The 25,590-nt window shown below is 64.4% G+C and carries 22 protein-coding genes and 1 tRNA gene; 5 read left to right on the top strand and 18 right to left on the bottom strand.

Annotation, left to right across the window (positions count from 1 at the left end; all coding sequences use genetic code 11):
- Positions 1-66 precede the first annotated feature (66 nt).
- The 8 genes from IVB46_RS33205 to proB form a co-directional block, all read right to left on the bottom strand.
- A complete protein-coding gene (locus IVB46_RS33205; RefSeq protein ID WP_247344310.1) occupies positions 67-1,290 on the bottom strand; it encodes a divergent polysaccharide deacetylase family protein in 1,224 nt (407 codons plus the stop codon).
- A 145-nt stretch (positions 1,291-1,435) separates the two neighbouring features.
- Entirely contained in the window at positions 1,436-2,791 is a 1,356-nt protein-coding gene (locus IVB46_RS33210; protein ID WP_014490597.1) for a S41 family peptidase, read from the bottom strand.
- On the bottom strand, positions 2,788-4,125 hold the full coding sequence (locus tag IVB46_RS33215) for a peptidoglycan DD-metalloendopeptidase family protein (protein ID WP_247306946.1): 1,338 nt from the start codon (positions 4,123-4,125) through the stop codon (positions 2,788-2,790). Before IVB46_RS33215 ends, IVB46_RS33210 begins: the two co-directional genes overlap by 4 nt.
- A 32-nt stretch (positions 4,126-4,157) precedes the next feature.
- Positions 4,158-4,640 carry a 23S rRNA (pseudouridine(1915)-N(3))-methyltransferase RlmH gene (rlmH, locus tag IVB46_RS33220; RefSeq protein WP_247344313.1) on the bottom strand — a complete coding sequence of 161 codons (483 nt, stop codon included), beginning with the start codon at positions 4,638-4,640 and terminating at the stop codon, positions 4,158-4,160.
- Positions 4,641-4,733: 93 nt separating this feature from the next.
- Positions 4,734-5,090: a ribosome silencing factor gene (gene rsfS, locus IVB46_RS33225; protein WP_014490594.1), complete on the bottom strand. Its 357-nt coding sequence runs from the start codon at positions 5,088-5,090 to the stop codon at positions 4,734-4,736.
- 208 nt (positions 5,091-5,298) lie between these two features.
- Positions 5,299-5,943: a nicotinate-nucleotide adenylyltransferase gene (locus tag IVB46_RS33230; protein ID WP_247306825.1), complete on the bottom strand. Its 645-nt coding sequence runs from the start codon at positions 5,941-5,943 to the stop codon at positions 5,299-5,301.
- A gap of 23 nt (positions 5,944-5,966) precedes the next feature.
- Entirely contained in the window at positions 5,967-7,262 is a 1,296-nt protein-coding gene (locus IVB46_RS33235; protein WP_247306841.1) for a glutamate-5-semialdehyde dehydrogenase, read from the bottom strand.
- A 146-nt stretch (positions 7,263-7,408) separates the two neighbouring features.
- Positions 7,409-8,530, bottom strand: a complete 1,122-nt coding sequence (proB, locus tag IVB46_RS33240) for a glutamate 5-kinase (RefSeq protein ID WP_028149988.1) — start codon at positions 8,528-8,530, stop codon at positions 7,409-7,411.
- 195 nt (positions 8,531-8,725) lie between these two features.
- Here proB and IVB46_RS33245 point away from each other — a divergent pair, with 195 nt between their 5' ends.
- The gene (locus IVB46_RS33245) at positions 8,726-9,691 is read left to right on the top strand and encodes a Bug family tripartite tricarboxylate transporter substrate binding protein (protein WP_247306844.1); all 966 of its coding nucleotides are present in this window, start codon (positions 8,726-8,728) and stop codon (positions 9,689-9,691) included.
- 133 nt (positions 9,692-9,824) lie between these two features.
- Here the strand turns inward: IVB46_RS33245 and IVB46_RS33250 are convergent, their stop codons facing one another.
- From IVB46_RS33250 to IVB46_RS33260, 3 genes are all read right to left on the bottom strand, one after another.
- Entirely contained in the window at positions 9,825-11,459 is a 1,635-nt protein-coding gene (locus IVB46_RS33250; protein ID WP_247306848.1) for an alkaline phosphatase family protein, read from the bottom strand.
- Positions 11,460-11,715: 256 nt separating this feature from the next.
- The gene (gene obgE, locus IVB46_RS33255) at positions 11,716-12,756 is read right to left on the bottom strand and encodes a GTPase ObgE (RefSeq protein WP_063980437.1); all 1,041 of its coding nucleotides are present in this window, start codon (positions 12,754-12,756) and stop codon (positions 11,716-11,718) included.
- Positions 12,757-12,841: 85 nt separating this feature from the next.
- A complete protein-coding gene (locus IVB46_RS33260; RefSeq protein ID WP_014490587.1) occupies positions 12,842-13,324 on the bottom strand; it encodes a MaoC family dehydratase in 483 nt (160 codons plus the stop codon).
- A gap of 118 nt (positions 13,325-13,442) precedes the next feature.
- Between IVB46_RS33260 and IVB46_RS33265 the strand changes: the two genes are divergently transcribed.
- On the top strand, positions 13,443-14,357 hold the full coding sequence (locus IVB46_RS33265; RefSeq protein ID WP_247306851.1) for a DMT family transporter: 915 nt from the start codon (positions 13,443-13,445) through the stop codon (positions 14,355-14,357).
- Positions 14,358-14,538: 181 nt separating this feature from the next.
- Here IVB46_RS33265 and IVB46_RS33270 read toward each other — a convergent pair whose 3' ends face one another.
- The 3 genes from IVB46_RS33270 to rplU all read right to left on the bottom strand — a co-directional run bounded on the left by IVB46_RS33270 (position 14,539) and on the right by rplU (position 16,032).
- A complete protein-coding gene (locus IVB46_RS33270) occupies positions 14,539-15,132 on the bottom strand; it encodes a GNAT family N-acetyltransferase (RefSeq protein ID WP_028149983.1) in 594 nt (197 codons plus the stop codon).
- A 143-nt stretch (positions 15,133-15,275) separates the two neighbouring features.
- Entirely contained in the window at positions 15,276-15,545 is a 270-nt protein-coding gene (gene rpmA, locus IVB46_RS33275) for a 50S ribosomal protein L27 (protein ID WP_011083253.1), read from the bottom strand.
- Positions 15,546-15,642: 97 nt separating this feature from the next.
- Positions 15,643-16,032, bottom strand: coding sequence for a 50S ribosomal protein L21 (gene rplU, locus IVB46_RS33280; protein WP_028149982.1), 390 nt, complete (start codon positions 16,030-16,032; stop codon positions 15,643-15,645).
- 331 nt (positions 16,033-16,363) lie between these two features.
- Between rplU and IVB46_RS33285 the strand changes: the two genes are divergently transcribed.
- Positions 16,364-17,497 (top strand): ROK family protein, encoded by a 1,134-nt coding sequence (locus IVB46_RS33285; protein WP_247306853.1) that lies wholly within the window; start codon positions 16,364-16,366, stop codon positions 17,495-17,497.
- A 169-nt stretch (positions 17,498-17,666) separates the two neighbouring features.
- Here IVB46_RS33285 and IVB46_RS33290 read toward each other — a convergent pair whose 3' ends face one another.
- Positions 17,667-18,530: an alpha/beta hydrolase gene (locus IVB46_RS33290; protein ID WP_247306856.1), complete on the bottom strand. Its 864-nt coding sequence runs from the start codon at positions 18,528-18,530 to the stop codon at positions 17,667-17,669.
- Between the two features lie 235 nt (positions 18,531-18,765).
- Here IVB46_RS33290 and IVB46_RS33295 point away from each other — a divergent pair.
- Positions 18,766-18,855, top strand: a tRNA-Ser gene (locus IVB46_RS33295).
- A gap of 370 nt (positions 18,856-19,225) precedes the next feature.
- Complete coding sequence (locus tag IVB46_RS33300) at positions 19,226-20,848, top strand: hypothetical protein (protein WP_247344316.1); 1,623 nt, start codon at positions 19,226-19,228, stop codon at positions 20,846-20,848.
- 79 nt (positions 20,849-20,927) lie between these two features.
- Here IVB46_RS33300 and IVB46_RS33305 read toward each other — a convergent pair whose 3' ends face one another.
- The 3 genes from IVB46_RS33305 to IVB46_RS33315 are packed head-to-tail and all read right to left on the bottom strand — an operon-like array spanning position 20,928 to position 25,520.
- A complete protein-coding gene (locus IVB46_RS33305; protein WP_247344393.1) occupies positions 20,928-22,139 on the bottom strand; it encodes a patatin-like phospholipase family protein in 1,212 nt (403 codons plus the stop codon).
- Positions 22,136-24,385: a ThiF family adenylyltransferase gene (locus IVB46_RS33310; RefSeq protein ID WP_247344321.1), complete on the bottom strand. Its 2,250-nt coding sequence runs from the start codon at positions 24,383-24,385 to the stop codon at positions 22,136-22,138. The genes IVB46_RS33305 and IVB46_RS33310 overlap by 4 nt, the downstream gene beginning before the upstream one ends.
- Position 24,386: 1 nt before the next feature.
- Positions 24,387-25,520 carry a hypothetical protein gene (locus IVB46_RS33315; protein ID WP_247344325.1) on the bottom strand — a complete coding sequence of 378 codons (1,134 nt, stop codon included), beginning with the start codon at positions 25,518-25,520 and terminating at the stop codon, positions 24,387-24,389.
- Between the last annotated feature and the right edge of the window lie 70 nt (positions 25,521-25,590).

Here is a 25,590-nt window from a genome sequence, read left to right on the forward strand (position 1 = left end):
AGACCTCTCGCGTGCTTTTGGTGGGTATGCCGGTCCCGAGGGCCCGTAACGTACCAATCCGTTGATTTAGCTAGATTTTGATTTCAGCATCGCGGTTGTCAACGGCACCAAAAGGATACCACGGTCGCTCAATGTCTTGGTCCAGCTGCTGATGCGCTCGATCGAGACCGGCAGGGCGGAGGCGGTGCCGATTGCGACGCCGCGCTCGCGCGCCGTTGATTCGAGCTTGTTCAGGGCGCGGTCGATCTCCGCCGGGGTCGGCACCACGTCGATCGCGATATCGCCCTTGCCGAACGGCATCGCCTGGCTGCCCGCGGCCTGGGGCGCGATGCTGCGCGGCGAGGAGCCGTCGTCGAAGAAACCGAGGCCGCGCTTGGCCGCCTCGCGAATGATCGGCTGCATCGCGGCGTCGGTCGCCACGAAGCGGGCGCCCATGAAATTGGTGAGGCCGGCATAGCCCTGCATCCGGCTCAGGTGCCAGTACAGGCGGTCCATGTTCTGGTCGGTGGTGAGCGAGGTCAGCAGCGTCTGCGGGCCCGGGTCGTTGTCCGGGAAGTCGTAGGGCTCCATCGGGATCTGGAGGAAGATCTCGTGGCGCTGGGCACGGGCCCGCTCGGCGAGCTTGCCCGGGTCGGCGCCATAGGGCGTGAAGGCCAGCGTCACCGCCGGCGGCAGCCGCATGATCGCGTCGGTGGTCTTGGCCGCACCGACGCCGAGGCCGCCGATCAGGATCGCGACGACAGGCATCTTTGCCGCCTTGGCGCGGTCGGCATCCGCCGCGTAGACGTTGAACGGCTTCGCGCCCTCGGCCGTCACGGGGATCATGCCGTAGCGCGATTTTTCCAGCAGTTTCGGGTCGATCCCGGCCATGACGGGTGGAGGGGCGGAGGCGGCCGCCGCGTCGCCCTTGTCGGCGGCGTCGCCGCCACCGATCACCACGTCATGGCGCGTGCCGGTGGAACCGTCGATCATGGTGACGGTCTTCTGCTCGCCCGCCTGCTTCGGCGCCTCCTTGGCCTCGTGCTTGCTCTCTGGCTTGCTCTCCTGGCCAAGGCTCGCGGCGGCCGGCTTCTCGTCGGTGGCCCTGGGCTCGCGGATCGCAATCCGCGTCATCGGCTCGCCGCCGAGCGGATCCTTATTGAAGATGGCGAAGCCGGCGAAGGCGACCAGGAACAGGCCGAGCATGACCGCGAGGGCCTGCATGGCTGTGAACGGCAGCCGCAGCCGCCGTTTCCGGCGCGGCTTGTCCTGTCCGAGCGGGGCGCTCAGATCATCGGCCGTTTCAGTCATGCGAGATCCCGAATCACTCCCGCCGACGATACCACGCCGAGGTCAAGCGGCGTCAGGCCGGGATAGGCCGGGGGTAGCAGGAGCCCCAAGCAAAAAGGGCGGCTCCCGGAGCCGCCCTTTTCGAGAGATGAGGTGACGCGCCGACTTAGTTCGCCGCTTTGGGCTTGTCGGTCGTGGCCTTATTGTCGCCCGGCGTCGGCGCCGCGGAGGCGCTGTTCTTGATGCCGTGGAGCAGGTCGTCCGCGAGCTTGAGCGCCTTGTCGTCCTTGGCGTCCGGCGGGACGTAGGACTGCGAGCCGGTCTTCTCGTCGCCGTCGTTCTTGAGATGGCCGCGCAGCGAAGCCTCGCCCTTGGTGTCGGTGCGCGACTTCAGCTCGTCCGGCACGTCCTGGAGCACTTCGATGTCGGGCACGATGCCCTTGGCCTGGATCGACTTGCCCGACGGCGTGTAGTAGCGCGCCGTGGTCAGGCGCAGTGCGCCGTTGCCCGAGCCGAGCGGAATGATGGTCTGCACCGAGCCCTTGCCGAACGAGCGCGTGCCGACGATGGTCGCGCGCTTGTGGTCCTGGAGCGCGCCGGCGACGATTTCCGACGCGGAGGCCGAACCGCCGTTGACCAGCACGATAACAGGCTTGCCCTTGGTGAGGTCGCCCGCATGCGCGGTGCGGCGCTGGGTCTCCTCGGCATTGCGGCCGCGGGTCGAGACGATCTCGCCCTTCTCCAGGAACGAGTCGGAGACGGTGACCGCTTCCTCGAGCAGGCCGCCCGGGTTGTTGCGGAGGTCGATGATGTAGCCCTTCAGCTTGTCGCCGATCTGATTCGAGAGGTTGGCGACCTCGCGCTTCAGGCCTTCGGTGGTCTGCTCGTTGAAGGTGGTGATGCGGATATAGGCGATGTCGTCGGCCTCGATGCGCGCGCGCACCGAGCGGACGCGAATGTTGTCGCGCACCAGGGTGACGTCGATCGGATTGTCCTGGCCCTTGCGGATGATCTTGAGCTTGATCTTGGTGTTGACCGGACCGCGCATCTTCTCGACCGCCTGGTTCAGGGTCAGGCCCTGCACGGCTTCGTCGTCGAGATTGGTGATGATGTCGTTGGCCATGACGCCGGCGCGCGAAGCGGGGGTGTCGTCGATCGGCGAGACCACCTTGATCAGGCCGTCCTCCATCGTGACTTCGATGCCGAGCCCGCCGAACTCACCGCGGGTCTGCACCTGCATGTCGCGGAAGCTCTTGGCGTCCATGTAGCTCGAATGCGGATCGAGGCCGGTGAGCATGCCGCTGATGGCGGATTCGATCAGCTTGGTGTCATCGGGCTTCTCGACATAGTCTGAGCGCACGCGCTCGAACACGTCGCCGAACAGATTGAGCTGGCGATAGGTGTCTGCGGTGGCGGCTCGCGCGCTGGAGCCCATGAAGACCGCGCGCGGCTGGGTCACGAACAGCGTCAGCGCAGCACCGGTGGCCGCGCTGAGGAGGATAACTGAAGTCTTGCGCATCATCCGCGAACCTTCTCGCCTTCATTTGCGGCCCACCATGGGCCTGGATCGATTGGAGTGCCGTCCTTACGGAACTCGACATACAGCACAGGTTGACTCGCGTTCGTGGCGAGAATGGAGGCGACTTGTGAGGTCGATCCCATGGTCGCGACCGGCTCCCCCGTGAGCACAAACTGACCGATGTTAACCGAAATGCGCTCCATCCCGGCGATCAGGACATGATACCCGCCCCCGGCGTTGAGGATCAAGAGTTGTCCATAGCTGCGGAACGGGCCGGAATAGACAACCCAGCCATCACACGGCGTCGTGACCTGGGAGCCGGGCCTGGTTGCCAGCGAAATGCCCTTCTGGACACCGCCGACCCCGTCGGAACCGCCAAAATCCCTGATCTTGTTACCGTTAACCGGGAGAGGCAGGAGCCCCTTGGCCGCCGCGAAGGCGATCGCCGGGGTGGTCCGGGACCGGTCCTTGAAAGTGCCCGGACCGGGCTTGGCGCTGGCGGCCGCCTTGGCCTCGGCCTGCTTGGCGGCCTCAGCCGCCTTCTCGGCGGCCTTGGCGGCGCTCTGCAGATCCTGCTCCATCTTGGTGATCAGCCCCTGGAGATCGCCGACCTGCCTGGAGAGCGCGATGGCGCGCGAGTTCTCGGCGTCGAGGTCTTTTTCGCGCGACGCCTGCTGACGCTGCCGCTCGTCGACCAGGGCGGTGAGCCGGGTCTGGTCGTTGCGGACCTTGTCGCGGTCGGTGGCAAGCTGGTCGCGTTCGGCGGCGATGTTCTTGCGCAAGGCCACGAGCTCGCCGAGGTCGCCCGCGAGCTTCTCGGCGCGGCCGCGCAATTCCGGCACCACGGCGCCGAGCAGCATGGCGGTGCGCAGTGACTGCAGCGCGTCTTCGGGCCGCACCAACAGCGCCGGCGGCGTGCGCCGGCCGGCGCGCTGCAGGGCCGCCAGCACCTCGACGATGTCGGCGCGGCGCGACTCCAGCGAGGTGCGCATCTGCTGCTCGCGGCCGTTGAGCGAGCGCAGCCGCGCTTCGGCTTCGTCGATCTTGGTCTCGACGGCCCGCACATTGGCTGCGGTATCGATCAGCTGCTGATTGAGCTGGGTGCGGTCCTGGCCGAGCGAGGTGATTTCGGCCTTGAGCTTGGCCTGCGCTTCCTCGGCGCTCTTCTGCCTCGCGCGGGCGGCCTCGAGCTCCTGCTCGCGCTGCTTGATCGCATCGGGCGAGGCGGCCGCCGTCTGTGGCGCGGGCGCAATTGTCGGACCTTGCGTCTGAGCTTGCGCGAGGCTTGCGCCCGTGACGCCGGCGATCAGCAGCAGGTTGAGGATCGGCGCTCGCATCGCTTTACGCAAAGGTGCTCGTTGTGCGCGCATCACGCGCGGTGATAGGGGTGGCCGGCCAGAATGGTGGCGGCCCGATAAAGCTGTTCCAGAAGCATGACGCGGACCATTTGGTGCGGCCAGGTCGCAGAGCCGAACGCGATAGCGAGCTTGGCCTTACGGCGCAATTCGGGCGAAAGTCCGTCCGCCCCTCCGATCACGAAGACAGTATGTCCGGCACCCTCGTCGCGCCAGCGACCGAGGTGCCGTGCGAATACGGTGGAGTCGAGATTCTGGCCGCGCTCGTCCAGCGCCACCAGGATCGATTTTTCCGGGATGTGCGCACCGATCGCCGCGGCCTCTTCGGCCATCCGTGTCGCGGTGTCGCGCGCGCGGCTTTCGGGGATTTCGTGGATGGTGAGCTCGCGGAATCCGAGCTTGCGGCCGGCTTCGTCGAACCGCTCGAAATAGCGGTCGGCAAGCTCCCGTTCGGGGCCCTGCTTCAGCCGGCCCACCGCAATGACAGCAACGCGCATGATATCTTCAGGTCGTGTTTCGAGACCGCGCGCAATATGCGCGCGCACGACGCTAGCATGCGCGTCAGCCGATTCGAAATCGGCTCGATGAGCCTAGATCGCCTTCGCCGCCCCTGGGCCCTGCGTGTACAATCTCTCGAGATTGTAGAACTCACGGACCTCGGGTCTGAACACGTGCACGATCACATCGCCGGAATCGATCAGCACCCAGTCGCAATTGGGCAAGCCCTCGACGTGGATGTTCCTGATGCCGTTTTCCTTGAGGCCCTTGGCGACGTTGTCCGCGATCGCGCCGACATGCCGGTTCACCCGGCCGGTGGTAACGATCATGTAGTCGGAGTACGCCGATTTGCCGCGAAGGTCGATGGTGACCGTCTCTTCCGCCTTCATGTCGTCGAGGCGGGAGAGGATCAGGCTCAGCGTCTTGTCGGCGTCGGGTTGCGCCTTCAAGGCCGCAGCTTTGGTCGATGTTTTACGCGCCGGTTTCGCTACCTTGGGTAAAACAGACTTGGACAATACAGATGTGGTCAGGGACCATTCCTTTCACTGTATCGCGAACGCCGAATCCGACGCTCACTGGTTACACTACATCATGTGGGGTTAAGGGTTTCAATATGCCAGAGAGTCCGAAATCCCCACAACGTCCACACACTCCGTCTCACTTCGGACCTTTCCAGCTCCCGTCCGGGTTCCGCAAGCCGGTCGAGGACAGGTTCAGTTTCAACCCCGTCAGAAAGACCCAGGCCGGCGCCGGCCGATCCGGAAGCAATGCCGCGTCCGTCTCGGGCACGCGGTAGCGTGCAAGGGCCTGGGCAGCGGGCGAGGCGAGGGCGCGAAAACTCTGCGGCGGGCGATCGATGACCGCAATCGGCACCTGGTCGGCGATGCGCCGCCAGTGCTGCCAACGATGGAATTGAGCGAGATTGTCGGCGCCCATGATCCAGACAAAGCGCAGGCCGCTGAGGCGGCGGCGCAAGGTGTTGATCGTGTCGATAGTATAGCGGGTACGAATGACGGATTCGAGACAGCTCACCTCGATCCTGGGATCGTCGGCGACGTCGCGCGCGGCTTGCATGCGCGCGCCGAGCTCATGCAGCGTGCCGTTCTCCTTGAGCGGATTGCCCGGCGTCACCAGCCACCACACGCGGTCGAGTCGGAGGCGTTTCAGCGCGAACTGGCTGATGGCGCGATGGGCCTCGTGCGGTGGATTGAACGAGCCGCCGAGCAGGCCGACGCGCATGCCTTCGGTGTAGGGCGGAATGGCCTGCGCGAAGAAACGTGGCGCGACGAAATTGTTACTCAATGCCCCACGCCTCGCGACATGACTTACGGCCGCGTCTGACCTGTGCCGTGGACGCGATATTTGAAGCTCGTGAGCTGCTCGGCGCCGACAGGACCACGGGCGTGGAATCGGCCAGTGGCGATGCCGATCTCGGCGCCGAAACCGAACTCGCCGCCATCGGCGAACTGCGTCGAGGCATTGTGCAGCACGATCGCGGAATCGACCTCGCTCAGGAATTTCCTCGCAGCAGCCTCGTCCGCGCTCACGATCGCGTCGGTGTGATGCGAGCCGTGGTTCTGGATATGCGTGATCGCGCCGTCGACACCGTCCACCACCTTCGCCGCGATGATCGCGTCGAGATATTCGGTGTCCCAATCGTCTTCGCTGGCAGGCTTGACGCGCGCATCGGTCTTCTGCACGGCGTCGTCGCCGCGCACTTCGCAGCCGGCCTCGATCAGCATCTCGACCAGCGGCCTCAGGTTCTTGGCGGCCGCGGCGCGATCGACCAGCAGCGTCTCGGCCGCGCCGCAGACGCCGGTGCGGCGCATCTTGGCGTTGAGCACGATCGACTTCGCCATGGCGAGGTCGGCGCTGGCATCGATATAGACGTGGTTGACGCCTTCGAGATGCGCGAACACGGGCACGCGGGCCTCCTGCTCGACGCGCGCGACGAGGCTCTTGCCTCCGCGCGGAACGATCACGTCGATGGCGCCGCTCAACCCTGACAGCATCATGCCGACCGCCGCGCGGTCGCGCGTCGGCACCAGCGTGATCGCCGCTTCGGGGAGCCCGGCGTCACGCAGGCCCTGGACGAGACATTCATGGACCGCGCGGCACGAACGAAAACTGTCGGAGCCGCCGCGCAGGATCACGGCATTGCCGGATTTCAGGCACAGCACGCCGGCATCCGCCGCAACGTTCGGCCGGCTCTCGAAGATCACGCCGACGACGCCGAGCGGAACGCGCACGCGCTCGATGGTCATGCCGTTCGGCCGCTGCCAGCTCTCGGTGACGATGCCGATCGGATCGGCGATGCCGCGCACGATACCGATGCCCTCGGCCATCGACTCGACGCGCGCAGGTGTCAGTGTCAGGCGGTCGATGAAGGAGGCGATCATGGTGCCCGAGGCGCGGGCCTCCGCGACGTCCTCGGCATTGGCGGCAAGGATCGCGGCAGAGTTCGCGCGGATCGCCCGCTCCATGGCCTCGAGCGCCCGGTTCTTCTGCTCCGGCGGCGCCAGCGCCAGCACGCGCGCGGCAGCGCGGGCACGGGCGGCGAGATCGGACATCAGCGCCTGGAGATCGGCATTGCCGTCGACGGCTTTGAGGGGGGCGGCCATTGGAGCTTCAACCTTCTGCTAAGGCGGTGTCCTAGCATGGAAATCCCGCGTCTGCGAAGGGTCGGGAGGGTATGGCTGGTCTCTCCGGCGAGGCGCCGGCTAGGTCATTGGCCCAGCAAATTCAGTGAAAAGGGCCGTCGCGGCCCTTACCCGCCCACCACCAGATCGTCGCGGTGGATCATCTCGGACCTCCCGCTGATGCCCAGGATGGCCATCACGTCCGGGGACGAGCGGCCCTTGATCCGCTCGGCGACCTCGGCATCGTAGGCGATCAGGCCGCGGCCGACCTCGCTGGTATCAGGGCCGCGTACGATCACGGCATCGCCGCGGGCGAACTGGCCTTCCACCTTGATCACGCCGGCCGGCAGCAGGCTGGCGCCGGCGCGCAGCGCCGTCACGGCACCGGCATCGATGGTCAGCGTGCCCTTCGGCTCCAGCGTACCCGCGATCCACCGCTTGCGCGAGGTGATGGGGTTGGCCGGCGTCAGGAACCAGGTGCAGCGGCCGCCGTCGGCGATCGCCTGCAGGGGATGCTCGATCTTGCCCGAGGCGATCAGCATATGCGTGCCGCCTGTGGTCGCGATCTTGGCTGCCTCGACCTTGGTGCGCATGCCGCCGCGCGACAGCTCGGACTCGGCGTCGCCTGCCACGGCCTCGATCTCCGAGGAAATGCTGTCGACCACGGGAATGAGTTTTGCGTTCGGATTGTTCTTCGGCGGGGCGTCGTAGAGCCCGTCGATGTCGGACAGCAGCACCAGCAGATCGGCGCTCGCCATGGTGGCGACGCGCGCGGCGAGGCGGTCATTGTCGCCGTAGCGGATCTCGTTGGTGGCGACCGTGTCGTTCTCGTTGATGACGGGGATCGCGCGCCATTCCAGCAGCTTGCCGATGGTGGAGCGCGCGTTGAGATAGCGGCGGCGCTCCTCGGTGTCCTGGAGCGTGACCAGGATCTGCCCCGCGCCGATGCCGTGGGCGCCGAGCACCTCCGACCAGATCCGCGCCAGCGCGATCTGGCCGACGGCGGCCGCCGCCTGGCTCTCCTCCAGCTTCAGCGGGCCGCGCGGCAGCTTGAGGCGGCTGCGGCCGAGTGCGATCGAGCCGGAGGAGACGACGAGCACGTCGCGTCCCTCGCGATGCAGCTTGGCCATGTCGTCGGCGAGCGCGGCGAGCCAGGAGGCGCGCACCTCGCCCTTGTCGGAATCGACTAGCAGGGCGGAGCCGACCTTGACGACGATGCGGCGGAATTGACTGAGTTCGGGGCTGGCCATGTGTGTATGTGTTGGCGCGTGTGACGAATTGCTCTGCATCGGAAACGGCGGAGCGACAGGCGGCGCCGGTTAAGGCCTGCTTTTGCAGCAGGACGATGGCCGGCGCAAGGCGGTCGGAATGGTAAACGGCGCTTGTCCGGGACGCTCGCCTGGCTCTAACTGTCGCCAACCATAACGGGCTCGAAGAGGAAACTGATGGATCGCCGCAACTTCATCGCCGGATGTCTCGGGTTGCCGCTGTTGGCGCAGGCGGGCGGATCGCAAGCGCAGGCCGGGCTGACAAAAATGATCTTCCCGTTCGCGGCGGGAGCGGGCGGCGACACGCTGTGCCGGCTGATCGCGCAGGAGATGGCGCCGGTGCTGCAACGGACCATCGTGGTCGAGAACCGTACCGGCGGCGACGGCCTGATCGGCATCAAGGCGGTGAAGGGCGCGAGTGCCGACGGCAGCATGGTGCTGGTGACGACGGGCCCCACCATGTACCTGCTGCCGATGGTGGAGACGACGCCGAGCTTCGACACGGCGAAGGATTTCATGCCGGTGTCGCTGTTGGCGCGGTTCGAATTCGCAGTCGTGATCGGCCCGGCGATTGACGCTGCCGATTTCAAGTCATTCGTGGCGTGGCTGAAGGCGCATCCGGACAAGACGTCGTTCGGGGTGCCGAGCAACGGCACCATTCCGCATTTCATGGGCTCCAAGCTCGAGAAGGATCTCGGCATTCCCTTGACCCGCGTGCCCTATCGCGGGAGCGCGCCTATCCTCAACGATCTCATCGGCGGCCATCTGTCGTTCGGCATCGTGACATTGGCCGATGCGCTGCCGCAGCACCGCGCCAAGGGCGTGAAGATCATCGCGGTCGCGAGCGCGGAACGTTCGCCGTTCGCACCTGAGGTTCCGACGCTGAAGGAGAGCGGCATCGATCTCGTCGCGGATGCCTGGTACGGCATGTGGCTTCCCGCCGGCAGCCCGCCGGACTTCGCCAGCAAGCTCGGCGCCGCCGCGAGTGCGGCGCTCGCCAGGCCCGAGGTGAAGGAAAAGCTCACCGCGATCGGGCTGATCCCGGTCGGCAGCACCGCGGATGGCCTGACCAAGGAGCTCGCCGCCAACACGGCGTTCTGGCAGCCGATCGTGAAGGCGACGGGGTACAAGATCGAGAATTGAATGCCGCGCGCTACTCTATCCCCTCATCCTGAGGAGCCGCGGAGCGGCGTCTCGAAGGATGAAAGGCCCGGCTGTAGCAGCGGGGGCCTGCATAGTTCGAGACGGCGCTTCGCGCCTCCTCACCATGAGGGTTTTAGAGCTTCGCGCGCTGCGCGATGCCGTCCTTGATCGACGCAAGCTCCGCCTCATCCCAGACACCGATCAAAATCCCGCCCTTCACCTGAAGCTGATTGTCAGCATAGTTCGCGATCTTCTCGCGCGGCGTGGTGATGTGGTCGTTGGGATGCAGGGCCCAGTCGAACAGCTCGGCCTGAAGGCGAGCGATGATGCCGGCACACTCCGGATCGTCGCCGCGATCCAGAAACTCGTCCGGATCGGTTTCGAGATCATACAGCATCGGGCGGAAGCCGGAGGCGTGGATGTACTTCCAGCGGCCGTCGAACACCATGAACAGGCGGCAGCGCTCGATCGGCTGGTTCAGCTTCAGCCGCACATCCTGCATGGCGTAGTCATATTCGGAGAACGCCACCTTGCGCCAGTCGGACGGCCTCTCGCCGCGCAGCAGCGGCAGCAGCGAGCGTCCTTCGAGGATGTGGCCCGGCACCTTGCCGCCGAAATAATCGACGAAGGTCGGCGCGAGATCGATGCCTTCGACCAGCGCGTCGCTGCGCGTGCCACGCGTGGCGTCGGCTTCCTTCGACGGATCGATGATGATCAACGGAATCTTCGCCGACTGTTCGTGGAACAGATCCTTCTCGCCCATCCAGTGATCGCCGAGATAATCGCCATGATCGGAGGTGAACACGATCATGGTGGTGTCCAGCAGGCCGCGCGCCTCCAAAAACTTCATCAGCACGCCCATCTGGTCGTCGATCTGGGTAATCAGGCCCATATAGGTCGGGATCACCTTCTCGCGGGCCTCGTCGCGCGCCATGTTGCGGGAGTAGCGCATGTCCATGTAGGCGCCGAACACCGGATGCGGATTCTGGCGTTCGCGCTCGGAGCGGATCGCCGGGATCATGTCATCGGTCGAATACATGCTCGCATAGGGCTCGGGCGCGATATAGGGCCAGTGCGGCTTGATGTAGGACAGATGCAGGCACCACGGCCTGCCGTCGGTCTCGGCCTCGCTGATGAAGTCCATCGCGCGCCGCGTCATGTAGGGCGTCTCGGAGTGCTCGTCCGGCACGCGCGCGGCCTTGTCGGCATGCACCAGCAGCCAGCCATTCTGCAGGGAGCCGTCGCCAGCTTCGCCGGAATTCGCCCAATGCTCCCAGGGATTGGTGGCCTCGAATCCCTGGCTGCGCAGGTACTCATCGTATTTCGGGCGCGGCCGTCCCGTCGGATGCAGGCCGTCGTCTCGCTCATAAGGCTCGAACCCGCATTCGGCGACGTGCACGCCGATCATCGATTCCGGCGGGATGCCGAGCGCCTTCATGCCCTCGAGATCGGGCGCCATGTGGGTCTTGCCGACCAGCACGTTGCGCACGCCGATCTTTTTGAGGTGGTCGCCGAGCGTGGGCTCGCCGACGCGCAGCGGCCAGCCGTTCCAGTGCGAGCCGTGCGAGCGCATGTAGCGTCCGGTGTAGAACGACATCCGCGACGGGCCGCAGATCGGCGACTGCACATACGCCTTGCTGAAGAGCACGCCACGCTTGGCCATGGCGTCGATGTTGGGCGTTTTCAGCGTGGGATGGCCGGTGCAGCCGAGATAGTCGTAGCGAAGCTGGTCGCACATGATCCAGAGAACGTTCTTCGCACGCGCCATGCTTCGCCCCTGCCGTTTCTTGATTTTTTGATGCTGCGCTATCGCGGTCGTGATGACAAGCCGCGATGCGCGTGCCCGCGGCCGCGCACTCCGCTGTCGTCCCTGCGAAAGCAGGGACCCATAACCCCAAGACGTAGTTTTGCGAAGGCTCGTTGTTCGGTACTACAACCATCCGCAATCTAGAGATCACGCGGTATGGGTCCCCGCTCCCCGTGCGCAATTGCGCACTAGGCGGGGACGACCGTGGGGAGAGAGATCAGGCCGACCACGGCTCCGCTTCGGCCGCGCTCTTCGCCTTGGCCGATACCGGGGCCTCGCCGATCACTTCGACAAGCGCGCGCAACGCTTCCTTCACGCCGTCGCCGGTGATGCCGGAGAGCAGCAGCGGTGTCTTCTTGGCCGCGCGCTTCAGCCGGTCTTTCTGCTTCTTCAATTCGTCCGGCCCGACCGCGTCGATCTTGTTCAGCGCGACGATCTCGATCTTGTCGGTGAGCAGCCCGCCATAGGCATTGAGTTCGTTGCGAACCGTCTTATACGCCTTGCCTGCGTGCTCGCAGGTCGCATCGACCAGATGCAGCAGCACGCGGCAGCGCTCGACATGGCCGAGGAAGCGGTCGCCGAGGCCGGCGCCTTCATGCGCGCCTTCGATCAGACCGGGAATGTCCGCCAGCACGAATTCGCGGCCGTCGGAATTCACGACGCCGAGCTGCGGATGCAGCGTGGTGAAGGGATAATCGGCGATCTTCGGCTTGGCCGCGCTGACCTTGGAGAGGAAAGTCGACTTGCCGGCATTGGGCAGGCCGACCAGGCCGGCATCCGCGATCAGTTTCAGCCGCAGCCAGATCCAGCGCTCCTCGCCGGGCTGGCCGGGATTGGCGTTGCGCGGCGCGCGGTTGGTCGAGGACTTGAAATGCGCGTTGCCGAAACCGCCATTGCCGCCCTCGGCCAGCACGAACTTCTCGCCGACATCAGTGAAGTCGTGGATCAGGGTCTCGCGATCCTCGTCGAAGATCTGCGTGCCCACAGGGACCTTCAGCACGATCGCCTTGCCGTTGGCGCCATGACGGTCCGAGCCCGAGCCGTTCTCGCCCTTCTGGGCCTTGAAATGCTGCTGGTAGCGGTAGTCGATCAGCGTGTTGAGGCCGTCGGCGACCTCGATGACCACATTGCCGCCGCGGCCGCCATTGCCGCCGGAAGGACCGCCGAATTCGATGAACTTCTCGCGGCGGAACGCCACGCAGCCGTTCCCGCCGTCACCGGAGCGGATATAGACCTTTGCTTCGTCGAGGAATTTCATGGGCCATAGGTAGGGCAGGCGGTCCCGCGCGGCAACCCGGACTTATCCCTGAATCGGCCGAATTTCGGCGAATTTGGCCCCGTGCTTAACCCGCAGGCCGTCTCCGAATCAGGAATTTCTGCATCCCCTCCAGCACCAGCTCCTTGCGCTGGTTGAATACGGTGCTTTTGAGCGTCACCGCGCCGGTCGTGCGACCCGGCACCAGCTCCGTGACCTCGAGCGCGGGATAGATGGTGTCGTCGGCGAACACCGGTTTGAGGAACCGGCTCGATTGCTCGAGGAAGCCGACCAGGGAGTCCTCGACCATGAACGGAAACAGGCCCGCGCCGGGCGCCGTGTGGATCAAGGTCTGAAAGCCGTGGGCGAGCAGGTGCGGCATGCCGCGGCTGCGGCAATATTCCACGTCGTAATGCACGGGATGGGTGTCGCCGCTCGCGGTCTGGAAGGCGGCGAACACCGCCGAGGTCTGGGTGCGGCTCGGCAGCACGAAGCGCTCGCCGACCACGAAATCCTCAAACCAGCGTTGCGCGGGGATCATGCGATGCCGGGTCGGGTCGAAGTCGGTCATGTCCATGCTCTTTCGTTGGGGAGGCATCTATCGCTATCGCGCCGCGAAGAGTGCGACAATCCGTTCAATCGGCAGATGCGGGCTTGTCCGGCGCGCCCACGTGATTAAAACGGCGCCAATGCCCTTCTTCAAGAATCTCTCCGCCTATGACGACCGCTCCGCACGCCTGGCCGGCATTGCGCTGATGGTGCTGTCGATCTTCATGTTCTCGTTCGGCGACGCCATGGGCAAGTTCCTGGTCGGGACTTATTCGGTGGGGCAGCTCTTGTTCCTGCGCGCCTGCGCGGCGCTGCTGCTGCTGTCGCCGCTGGTGTGGCGGCAGCGCCACCAGTTCCTGCATCTGGAGCGGCCATGGCTCCAGCTGTTCCGCGTCGTGCTGTCGACGCTGGAGGTCGCCGCCTTCTTCCTCGCGACGGTCTATCTGCCGCTCGCCGACGTCATCACCTATTATCTCGCCGGCCCCATCTTCGTCACCGCGATGTCGGCGATCTTTCTGGGCGAGAAGGTCGGCTGGCGGCGCTGGACGGCGATCCTGATCGGCTTCTGCGGCGTGCTGATCGCGTTACGGCCGTCGGCGCAGACGGTCAGCCTGCCGGCGCTGATCGCGCTCGGCGGCAGTCTGTCGTTTGCGACGCTGATGCTGATCACGCGCAGCCTGCGCAAGACGCCCGACATCGTGATGGCGTCGTCGCAATTCATCGGCACGTTCTCGCTGGGTGCGGTGCTGTCGGCGTTCCATTGGGTGCCGCCCACATCAGGCAGCCTCGCGATCTTCGCACTGGCGGGGTGCGTCTCGGTGACGGCGCTGTTCTGCGTCAACCGCTCGCTCAAGCTGGCGCCGGCGAGCGTCGTGGTGCCCTATCAATATTCGATGATCGTCTGGGCCGTGATCTTCGGCTTCGTCGTGTTCGGCGACGTGCCGTCGATTGCCACCATCATCGGCGCCGCCATCATCATCGGCGCCGGGTTCTACATCTACTTGCGGGAGCGGGATCTCGGCCGCCCGAGCAACGAGGTCAATCCGCCGGCGTAGCCGCGGTCACACTGTCGTCCCGGACAAGCGAAGCGCAGATCCGGGACCCATACCCACAGGCAGTAGTGTTGCGAAGACTCGGAGTGGGAGCCTCGCGTCACACTTCTCCCTGGGGTTATGGGTCCCGGGCTCGCGACTTTGTCGCGCCCCGGGACGACAGCAGTGTATGTGGCCGCGCGCCCTACCTCATCCGTCTCGCACTGCTCCAGTTCTTCAGCGACGACCACACGCCGCGCGACAGGCGGAAGCAATCGACCGGCGTGGACGAGCCCAGCGCGAGGAAGCGATGCAGCTGGACGCCGCTCCACTGGAAGCCGCACTTCTCCAGCACGTTGCGCGAGGCCGGATTGGTGACGCGCGCGCCCGCATAGAGATGATCGTCCTCGAATTCCTCGAAGAAGAAGTCGATCGCGCCGCGCGCGGCCTCGGTGGCAAAGCCCTGGCCCCAATGCTCGACGCCGAGCCAGTAGCCGAGCTCGGCATTGTCGGGCGTGGAGCGGTCGATGCCGACCATGCCGACCGGCCCGGTGTCGTGCTCGATCAGGAATACGGTCTCGCTGCCGAGCGCGGCGGTGGCGCGGACGAATTCGACGGCGTCGTCCTGCGAATAGGGGTGTGGAAGGCGACGGGTGTTTTCCGCGACACGGCGGTCGTTGGCGAGGTGGGCGATGGTCCTGACGTCGGCGAGAGTCGGGCGCCGCAACGTCAGCCGCTCGGTGGCGACGACGCTCGGTCTCGCCTCCCGCAAGGTCACGCTCGAGAAATCCTGCAACATGTCCGGCTCCGTCAAAGTCACTAAGTGAAAAGTGAGCAAGTCAAACGAAAGGGGAGGCCGGTTTCCCTGCCTCCCCTGGAGCCGTCTCGTGGACTCCGCCGGTTCGGTCAAGGACCCGGCGGACTCCAAATTTGGTCCACCGTCTATTCAGCCGCCTCGGCGATCGGGAGTACCGATACGAATGTGCGGCCGTTGGCTTTGGCTTGGAACGTGACGCGACCCTCGATCTTGGCGAACAGAGTGTGGTCCGTGCCCATGCCGACATTAAGGCCGGGATGCCAGGTGGTGCCGCGCTGACGCGCAATGATGTTGCCGGGAATCACGACTTCGCCGCCGAACGCCTTGATGCCGAGGCGCTTGCCCTTCGAATCGCGACCGTTGCGCGATGATCCGCCTGCTTTTTTGTGAGCCATGGCTCGTCTCCAAAATCCTGCGTATTTCTAGATCAATTCCTTGACGGAATCATTTCACAATTTCTCACGCATCAATTCGTGATTGCGCGTGATCAAATTATGCGGCGGCTTCTTCCTTCGCCTCTTCCTTGGCGACCTTCTCCCGCTTCGGACGCGGGCCCTTGGTGGGCTTGGCGCCGTCCGTCAGGATCTCGGAGATACGGAGGACCGTGATCTCGTCGCGATAGCCGCGCTTGCGGCGCGAATTCTTGCGGCGGCGCTTCTTGAACGCGATGACCTTCGGCCCGCGCTTGTGGTCGAGCACCTCGACCGCAACGGACGCGCCTGCGACCGTCGGGACGCCCAGGACCGGCGTGTCACCGCCGAGCACCAGCACTTCATTCAGCTGTATGATCGAGCCGACTTCGCCTTCGATCTTGCCTACTTCGAGAACATCATCCGGCACGACGCGGTATTGCTTGCCGCCGGTTTTGATGACTGCGAACATCGTTTTTTCTCCGTGTTCAAATCCCGGCCTCGCGACGAGAATCGTCCGGGCCGGCTTTTTGTCAGTCGCTATGGGTTTATGCGCGTTTTGTGCGGGCGGGAGTTATCCCTTTGAAAACCCACGCAAAAACAAACAGCGCGAGAAACGCCCCGCGCCGGTTGCGGGACTTATAGCCGCCGGACGCCGCAAGTCAAGGAAAACCACCGGAAACAGCCCGGATTTGAAGGATTTGGGCCGTCGGCCGGCCCTCAGGCGAATCTGCAGCCGGTTTGCAACTTCCGGGTTCCCGCGCCGTTGTCCCGGCCGGAACAGGTAACCGGGCAGGGCTTTCATGGCAACGGACGAACTGGTCAAGACGACGACGGGCATCGCCGCCCACGGCGCGGCACGGCTGCCGTCGGTGGACATCGACAGCTTCAACATCGAGATGAAGGACGAGGACGGTTTCCTCGGCGACCGCGCCAGCAAGGGCGCGTTCCGCGACATCCTCGAGCGCTGGCGCAAGCCGCTGCGCAAGTCCGGCGAGGACCCGTTCGGCAAGGAGCCATCGGATGAGATCAGCAAGAAGACGCTGGACGCCATCCTGATCGGCGATGACACCGAGGCCTGGGCCGTGGTGCATAGCGCCATCGAGGACTTTGCCCAGGAGCTCGCTTACGTCACCCGTCGCTTCCTCAAGAGCAAGGCCTGGGCGAAGACCGAGCGCATCGTTGTCGGCGGCGGCTTCCGCGATTCACGGCTCGGCGAGCTTGCGATCGCGCGCACCGGGATCATCCTCAAGGCCGAGGATTTCAAGATCGACATGGTGCCGATCCGCGCCCATCCCGATGAAGCAGGCCTGATAGGCGCGCTGCATCTGGCGCCATCATGGATTTTTGAAGCCCATGACAGCATCCTCGCGGTGGATATTGGCGGCACCAACATCCGCTGCGGCCTGGTGGAGACCAGCTGGAAGAAGGCCAAGGACCTCTCGAAGGCCAAGGTCGTGAAATCCGAGCTGTGGCGTCATGCCGATGACGAGCCGACCCGCGAGGGCGCGGTGAAGCGGCTCATCAAGATGCTGAAGGGGCTGATCACCGAGGCCGAGAAAGATGGCTACAAGCTCGCTCCCTTCATCGGCATCGCCTGTCCCGGCGTGATCAACGCGGATGGCTCGATCGAGAAGGGCGCACAGAACCTGCCGGGCAATTGGGAGAGCAGCAAGTTCAACCTGCCGGCGAGCCTGATCGAGGGTATCCCCGAGATCGGCGAGCACGACACCGCGATCCTGATGCACAATGACGGCGTGGTTCAGGGCCTCTCCGAGGTGCCATTCATGCAGGACGTCGATCGCTGGGGTGTGCTCACCATCGGCACCGGGCTCGGCAATGCCCGCTTCACCAACCGCCGCAAGGAGAACGGCAACGGAAAAGACCGGGATTTGACTGAGAACGGCAAGAAAAAGAGTAAGGCGGACAAGGAGTAACCTTGACTGGTTAGGTTAAGGGACGGATTGCGTTGCGGCGCACAGGACACTCGCTAGGGTCGAATCGTCGCCTCACCCTGGCCGGCGAAGCCGCCCTTCCCAGCCAGTATTTCAATGAGCGGCACGGGACCGCCAGTGTTTACCGCGTCTGGCGGTCCCACCCCTGTCTTCAGCTCCAGCCGATCCGCTGAAAAAACGCCGCGATCTCCGCCGCCGCGCGATCCGGATCTTCCCGATGCGGGAAGTGGCCGACGCCCGGAAACATCGCGAGATCGAGCTCGCCAAACGTCTCGCCGAGACGATCGGTCCAGGCATAGGGAAACAGCGGGTCGTGCTCGGCCCAGCGCACGCAGGTCGGCACATTGATCGGTGCCAGCTGCGGGGCTTCGCCCTTCATCATCGCGACCCGCCCGGCATGCGACGCGCGATAATGCGCAAAGCCGCCGGCGAGATTGCCCGCCTTGCAGAAATTGTCGGCGAAGGCGTCGAGAACATCGTCGAAGGCGTTCTTCCGATGCGCCCAACCCTTCAGGAAGTGACTGATATAGAGCCGGCAGCTCTCGCGGCTCGCCCCGACCAGCGCGGGCGCCATCTCCATCTGGTGGAAAGATTGATACCAGATGTGGTTGAGCCTATCCGGCGCCGCCATCCGCGGCCCGATGCCGGGATAGACGAAGTCGAAGAAGAACAGCCCCGCGAGCCGCTCGGGCGCCTGCCGGGCCAGCGGCTGCATCACGGCGCCGCCGACATCATGGCCGACCACGGCGAATCGCTCGATGCCGAGCCCCTCCATCAGCGCCAGCATGTCGGCCGCATGGCCGTCCGGCCCATAAGGCCCGTCCGGCTTGTCGCTGTCGCCGAAGCCGCGCAGATCGGGCGCGATCAGCATGAAACGGTCCGAAAGCCTTGATATCACCGGCTCCCAGGTCAGCCAGAATTCCGGCCAACCATGCAGCAAAAGCAGCGGTTTGCCGCTGCCAGCGCGGACCAGGTGGAAATCGGCGCCGTTGGCGTTGATCGTGAGATGCTCCACGGCAGTTCCTCCCGGCGATCAGAGCGTTTTCGAGCGAAGCGGACACCGGTTCGCCTCAAGAAAACGCGTCAAAACAAGAATCAGGGCCCCGTTTCCGATTGATCGGAACGGAAACGGCTCCAGGCGGGGGCGAAAGAGGCAGCGGATTTTCCCCTTTCGCGCCTTGTCTGGCCCGCCATCCTCGCCTATTAACGCCCCCAACCACAGGGGCCCTGCTCCTTACTTGGCGCCTTCAGGAGAGGTGGCAGAGTGGTTGAATGCACCGCACTCGAAATGCGGCATAGGTGCAAGCCTATCGGGGGTTCGAATCCCTCCCTCTCCGCCAGTTAATTCGCCCATCCGCCACTTTTTGGAACTGCAAAAAGCCTCGGAAAACAACGTTTCCGGCCTGCCCGAGTGTGCAAGTGTCGAAGCGTGTATCCCGCAATGTAGTCCGCAAAGTAGTCGGACAGAAAAGTGCATCCGAGCGCCCGGCGCGCCGGCCCAGAGGGCCGGGGCGGGCACCAACCTATCTGGTGCGTCGGCTTTCCACGTATTTCTTCCAGATCCGACCCCCCTCAAACCTTGCAGCCAGTCTGCCGTCATGCGCTCCTATTCGGGTGCGACTTGGGGTGCTTCCGCATCGCGAGGCGCAGCGGCGGGCCTCCTGGCTGGGCGCGCTGGCGCAAACCGGCTTTAGCCAGTGGAGATGCGGGGTGAATATTCACACCGGGGAAGAGATTCCGTGCAGCGATGTCGGGTTTCCGAAGGGCGATAGCCCAGAGGAATTCCTCGCGAACATGCTCGCCTTCCTCGAAACTGCAGCGGGCAAGATCGCCAATCCCCCTCCGTGGCCGGATTTTTCGCCTGACGTACTGCGCGATATCGCCTCGATCCAAGAGGCGGTGCTGATCGAAAAGGAGGTCAGCAAAGGTAAAGCGGGAAATCCGACGATCGTGGCCCGCGCCGATCTGTTGCGTCGAGACGTCTGGAATCGCTGGCGAGCCGGTGCGGGCCTAGCGCCTGGTAGTGAGCCATTGTCGGACGTGCTCGGCAAGCTCACCGAAGTCGCCGATCGGCAACTTGCAATTCTGGAACGGACCTCGGCGGCGCCGGCTGGCCGCTCTGCCACCTCGCGCGACCTCAGGGCGGCGAAGCCGCCGCGTCAATCACCTGAACAGCCGCCGGCAGACGCTCTGCCTACCGTCGACACATCGTCCGCGCCGAAATTCGGCGAGTTGGAAGATGAATATTTCGAACTTCGAAGGGCAGGGGGAGCATCTGAGAGCGCAATAAGCACTGGTCGGATGCGTGCGGCGACCTTCAAAGCACTTGTCGGAGATCGACCGATCGATTGCTACTTGCCAATTGATCTCCAGAACTTCGTCAACGAGCTTCAGTATGTCCCGCTTGAGCTTTCGCGTGAGGGCGAACATACCGAAGAGCTGCGACAGATGGGGATCCATGCGGCGATCGCAAAGAATAAGGCCGAAAGCTGCTACGAGCCGCTCGCGTTGAAAACTATCCAAGACGGATACGTGCAGACGGTTCGAGCTATTATCAATAACGCGGTAGGATTGCATCGCCTTCGTAACCCATTCGAAGGCTATAGGGTGCGATGGCCGGACAACGCCAAACCCTCAGTAAAGCGCGAGGCGCTCGATTACGAAAAAGTCGACAAGGTCTTCAGACTGGGTGTCGACAGCGGCTATTTGGACGACGCGATGTTGGGGCCCCTGTGCCTCCTCTCCTCGCGCCGGATCGGTATCCTTCCTTTTATCCGGGGTAGCGATTTCGACCGCAAGCACAGCGTCGACATCGTTCGCGTGAACGGCATCGTCTATGACAAAGAAAAGGGCACGTATAAGCGGATTGGCTACAAGACCGAGGGGAGCCTCCGCTTCTTTGTACTGCATGACTTTTTTCGCCGTATCGGCTTTGTCGATTGGGCGACCGAGCAGGGCGATAACTTTATCTTCCGCCTGCTCGCATCTACGTCCGATCCTGGTGATGTTGCATCGAAGCGGGTGAACCGGCTCCTGAAGAAGGCCGGCGCTATCGGCATGAACATCGAGGTGGCCCATTCCCTTCGGCACGGCGCCAAGGACATGTTCATTGAGGAGGATCTCGACGACGAGGCCACGAGGCTGCAGATGGGCCATGAGGCAAACGATGTTCATGGCAACTACGGCCAGCAGTCCGCGCTGCGACGCAAGCAGTGCCAGGAGTTGGCTCATTTCGAGCTACCGAAGGAGATCGATTGGTCGATGTTTAATGGCTTGGATTTCGAAGCTATGGCATCCAGGGCGCGGCTTGTTGGAAGGCCAAAACGATTGTGATCGGTGGCGATAACCAATCAAGTCCGTAAACGTCCGACGTCTGGCTGCGAGCCACCACTGGTATGACCGACGAGGCGATCTAAGCAGGAGCCACTGACGTTTCGTTGATCAGATGCGGGATGTAGGCGAGCGCCAGACACAGGGTCAGTTGCTCGCCGCGCAGGCTTAAACGCTCGATCCATTCATTGGACATCGCGTTGAAATCGGTGGGATAAGCACGCGCCTCTTCGCGGCGCACGAGGTCGGCGGGCGGGTTCGGAAGGTTGCGGTCAAGTTGGCCCAGATAGGGGAAAAGGAAGCTCTTGATCTGGCCGGTGCGTTGCGCCTCGTGGAGTCGGTGGATCGCTGCGTTCTGCGCGCGGTCGAAGATGGTGCTGAAGACGCTCAGCATGCGCGCGCCGATGAACTGGCTCGGCGGGTCCTGACGCAGGCCGTAGCCGGCGGAACAGCAGACGATCACATCGATCGGAACGACGTTGAGGCTGACATCGGGCGAACGGTCCGGCCAGAGGCAGCCAAGGCCGAGATTGTCGTAAACGCCGCCGTCGGTGAGGATGACGCGGCTCGGCTTGAGTTCACCGCCCTTCTTGAACGTCAGCGTCTCGTCGAACGCCGGCAGAAAGAGCGGATAGGCCGCCGAGGCAGCGACCGCGTGGGCGACCGATGCGTCATTACGATGAAGCTTGCCCCAGCGCCAGGAACCAGACTCCTTGGTGCCGAAGCGAAATGCCGAACCGGTCCTGAGCTCCGTGGCGTTGATGACGAGATGCGGCTGGGACGGCAAGCTGTTCAGGGAGGCTTCCTTGAATAGCAGGTCGTTGAGAACCGCCTCAAGCAAAGTCGTACGGCTTGCAAAACGATGAAGCGGCGATCGTATCTCGAACTGCTCGAAATGCGCCGCCAGCGCGCGAGGCATGATCCAGCGCGCGATCTTCATCAGCATCTTGATCAAGGTGATGCCAAGCGCGACGATGCCGATCATGGCAAAGGCGGCTGCGACCTTGATGCCGAGCCAACTGAACAGCTTGCGGCACATCGGTCGGGCCAGGCCTCGCGCCAGCAAGGCGCGGATGTTCGCCTCGAACGCGGCGAAGTCGCCACCCTTGGCGTTGACCTGCGCGTGGAAATACGCGCCGATCACGCTGCCGCCCGACACGGTCGACAGAACCACAACGCGATCGAGAAGCCCGAGCCGGTGAAGGGCGCGCAGGCAACCGAGATGAAACGCGATGGCGCGGGCGCCGCCGCCCGAAAGCGCCAAACCGATTTTGGGTTCCGCTGATTCGTTCATGACGTGCGGGACCTTGGCCTGGGCATGACAAAAGCGAAGACGCCGTCGTCGGCGGCAATCGCCATGAGCCCGGGCAGGCCTTCGTGTTCGAGTTCGCCTCCCAGCCAGGCGATCTGCGCCAGATCGATCGCGCTCGGGAGCGGCGACGATTTCCGCGGATGCGAATGCCATTCGCCGACATAGCTGAGTTGATGCAGCGAGCTTTCGACCGCGCGGCCGACGGCGGTCCGGAGCCCGACGACGCCGCGCTCGAATCCTTCCGCGCTCCCGCGGCTGTCCTCCGGTTCGGGCAAAGCATGCACGACATGAATGGATTTGCAGCTCATGTCGGCGATGCCGAGCAGCACGCCTCCGGTTTCATGCGGCAGCCGGCCGTCCCGAAGTCGGCCGAGTTCCGCCAGGAGATCGTCGTCGTAGACGATCGTCCAGTCACCGAGGGAGGCGCGATGCGCCGGGGCGCCGCGCTGCTCGATGAACTGGACGGCGCCGGTATCGGCGACCTTCCAGATACGAACGGCGGCCTCGTCGCCCTTGAGCGCTTCGACAAGCCCGCGCGCCCCCAAGGCGGAAAGCAGCGCCGCGTTGGTGGCGGGGATGCGGTTGGTCAGAGCGCGGCACGAGCCGCTGTAGCGAACGCCGGGTTCGGCCCGGAGGTGGCCGTCAAGTGCGGGGTCCGTCTGAACAAGGCGATGATATTGCGCCTCCAGATCCCGCAGGGTGATCGAGCGGTCGGTGCTCTCGGCGAGAAGCACTACGGCCGTTCCCGCCGGATTGAAGAAGACGCAGAGCCGACGCCCGTGGGCATCTCCCAGATCGGCGAGATATCGCGATACAGCGACAGAAGCGGAGGCGTCGATGATGACCTCCGCCTCGGCGAATTCCTTAACCAGTTCCGCGTCGGGCTTGGTGACGTCGCCTGCCACGGCGGTGAAAGATTCATTGATTAGCCATCCCATTTGCCGCGCGAGCGCCAAAGCCTTGGGAGCCCCGATCTCATCGGCCAGCAACGCATGGCGCGCCATGTTGTGTGGAAGCAAATGGTCGTTGTCGACGACGGTCCATGAAAAACGGCCCTCGCGCGCCAAGTTGACGCCGATCTGCGAGCCGAGCGCGCCGCCTCCAACGAGGACCGCACGGCGCCGGTCAGGCGTTGCCTGGCCGGCCACCGTGGCGGCAAGTTCGCGGTCGAAGGCGAGATGCACCTGGGCCGGTTCGATCTTGATTTCATCCGTGCTGGGCGTGCCTTCGGGCACGGCGCGGACGAAGACGTTATCGGCGCCGGCAACACCGGCGGCCTTGGAATTCGCCAGCAGTCCCCATTTGACGCCGATCTGGCCGGCCGTATCGAGCGATATGAAGGCGCGGACATCGTCGGTGACCGTGCTGTCCGGAGCGGTGACCGGAAACGTGACGACGATGGCGATCCGGGAAGAAAGACGGCGAACGCTGTCGTTGGCGATGCCAGCCCACGCCTTCAGGCGGGTTCTGATTTCATCGTCGAGACGGATGCCGGCCTGTTGCAGTTCGTCATTGAGCGCAGCCAGCGTCACCGGCGCGTGCCGCAAGCGCGTCATCGACTGCGCCTGTGCACGGAGCGCCACCACCACGATCCCGGGCAGGCCGTTGCGGCGGGGCTCGGTGTCGGCGACGACGCGGGTGATGATAAGGGCGGGATTATCCTGTCGCACGAAGCCAATGAGCTCGACGGGTTCCGCGGCCGGCTGCAAGGCTTTGCGCGGAACGATGATGGCAAGCTGCGAGATGAAGAAGAGCGGGTCGGGCGGTTGCGCGGTGTCGTGCAGCTCGCCGCGTGCGGCTTTGGCAAGCCACAATTGAATCCGCCGAATCAGGTCGGCAGGCCGATAGGTGAGCTTCGCCTCCGACCAGGGCCGGTCGTCGATGCAGAGCGAACAAGGTGCGCCCTGGGGCGTCCAGTTCTGGTGCGGCGTGTCGGGAAAGTCGTCGCGCAGCGCGAGAACGCGCGGTTGGCCACCCTGCGCAGCGAGCACCACGGCAACGGGTTCGGTCGCGCGGATGGTATGCGCAAGGTCCTGCGGCCGCTCGACTTCGACCTCAATAGCGACGGCGGTGTGGCCAGTCGTGGCGCACTCCTTGAAGCCGGTGACGGTGACGCCCGGAATGCCACCGCCTATGGCAGCGGCCAGTTCCCGCGCCGGCACGGAAACAAGGTCGTCCGCCGCTTCAACCGTCTGCCCGAACTCGGACCACCAGCCGTGAAGTCCCATGCTACCCCGCGCGCGCCGGGGTCGACACGATGCTGGCCGTGCCGACGGTGGCCGACACCGTCAACAGCCGGGCGCCGCGATCTGTGATTTCGATCTTGGTCGGCTTCGGCTTGTGGGCGGACGGCAGGTCCATCGTCACCTTGAACTGCCCGTCCTTGGCGTTGGCGACCCGCTTGTAGTAGGCGCCGGCCTGCCGGTGCGGCGGCTGGACGTCCTTGTCCTCGTCGCTGCCCTTGATCGGCATCGACTTGCTGGTGGACATCATGGTGTGGCGCTCCTGCCCCTGGGTCTCGCAGAGCCACTTGACCTCGTCGGTCGGCTTGGTCTCGTCGACGCCCTTCTCGGGGCCGATGGCGGTGTAGGAGCAATGGTGCGGGACCTTGAAGATGTCCCACAGCAAGCGGTCCTCGTTCTTGTGCCGCTTGCTGGTCTTCACGATCTGCTCGATCGACTCATGGTCGATGTCAGACATGAAGAGCGCATGGGTCTGGCGGCTGCCTTCGAGAAAAGTCGCCTGAAACACGACGCTGTCCTGGTTGCGATCGACGATCTCGTTGTCGTTCTGCCGCCAGCCGAAGGGGCTGTGAATGAAGAACTGCACCCGCTCCGTTCCGAGGAGCGAGAAACCGGGCACGAGCTGCCCGGCGTCGGTGATCAGATGCGCGCGCGATTCGAGGGTCAGGCCGTTGGCTTCCAGCCACTCCTTGAGCTTGGCAGGGCGGGAGAAGACCCGGATGCCGGAGCCCTTCTTCAGGCGGTAGCGCGCTTCCTGACGGATGACGCGGGCGCATTCGTCCAGTCCGTCTTCGAGGATAGCGGCCGCCGGCACCCACAGCTCGCGAATCCTGATGCGGCCCTCGCCCTGGTACTTCAGCGCATGGTCCCACCAGAAGAAGTCGCCAGACCCGCGGCAATGGTCGTCATCGAGGTGGGTGAAGCACACCACATTATAATAATCGCGCTGCGCGGCGCGCAGGTCGGCCTTGAGCTCGGCGGGCAGGTCGATGCGCCGGTCCCAGGGATCGTCGCGGTTCTTCATGTCGGCGTAGTCGATAAGCAGCTTTTTGCCGTCAGCGAGGTCGAAGCGGGTGCAATCGGCGTTGCCAAGCGGGTGGAAAGTCAAGGTGGCGGTCACCGCGGTTCTCCTGAATATTGCCTAGGATGACCGCTCGCCACCATTGACGGGCAGTCTTAATACGAATAAA

It is taken from the genome of Bradyrhizobium sp. 61, from assembly GCF_023073075.1.
Lineage (GTDB): Bacteria > Pseudomonadota > Alphaproteobacteria > Rhizobiales > Xanthobacteraceae > Bradyrhizobium > Bradyrhizobium barranii.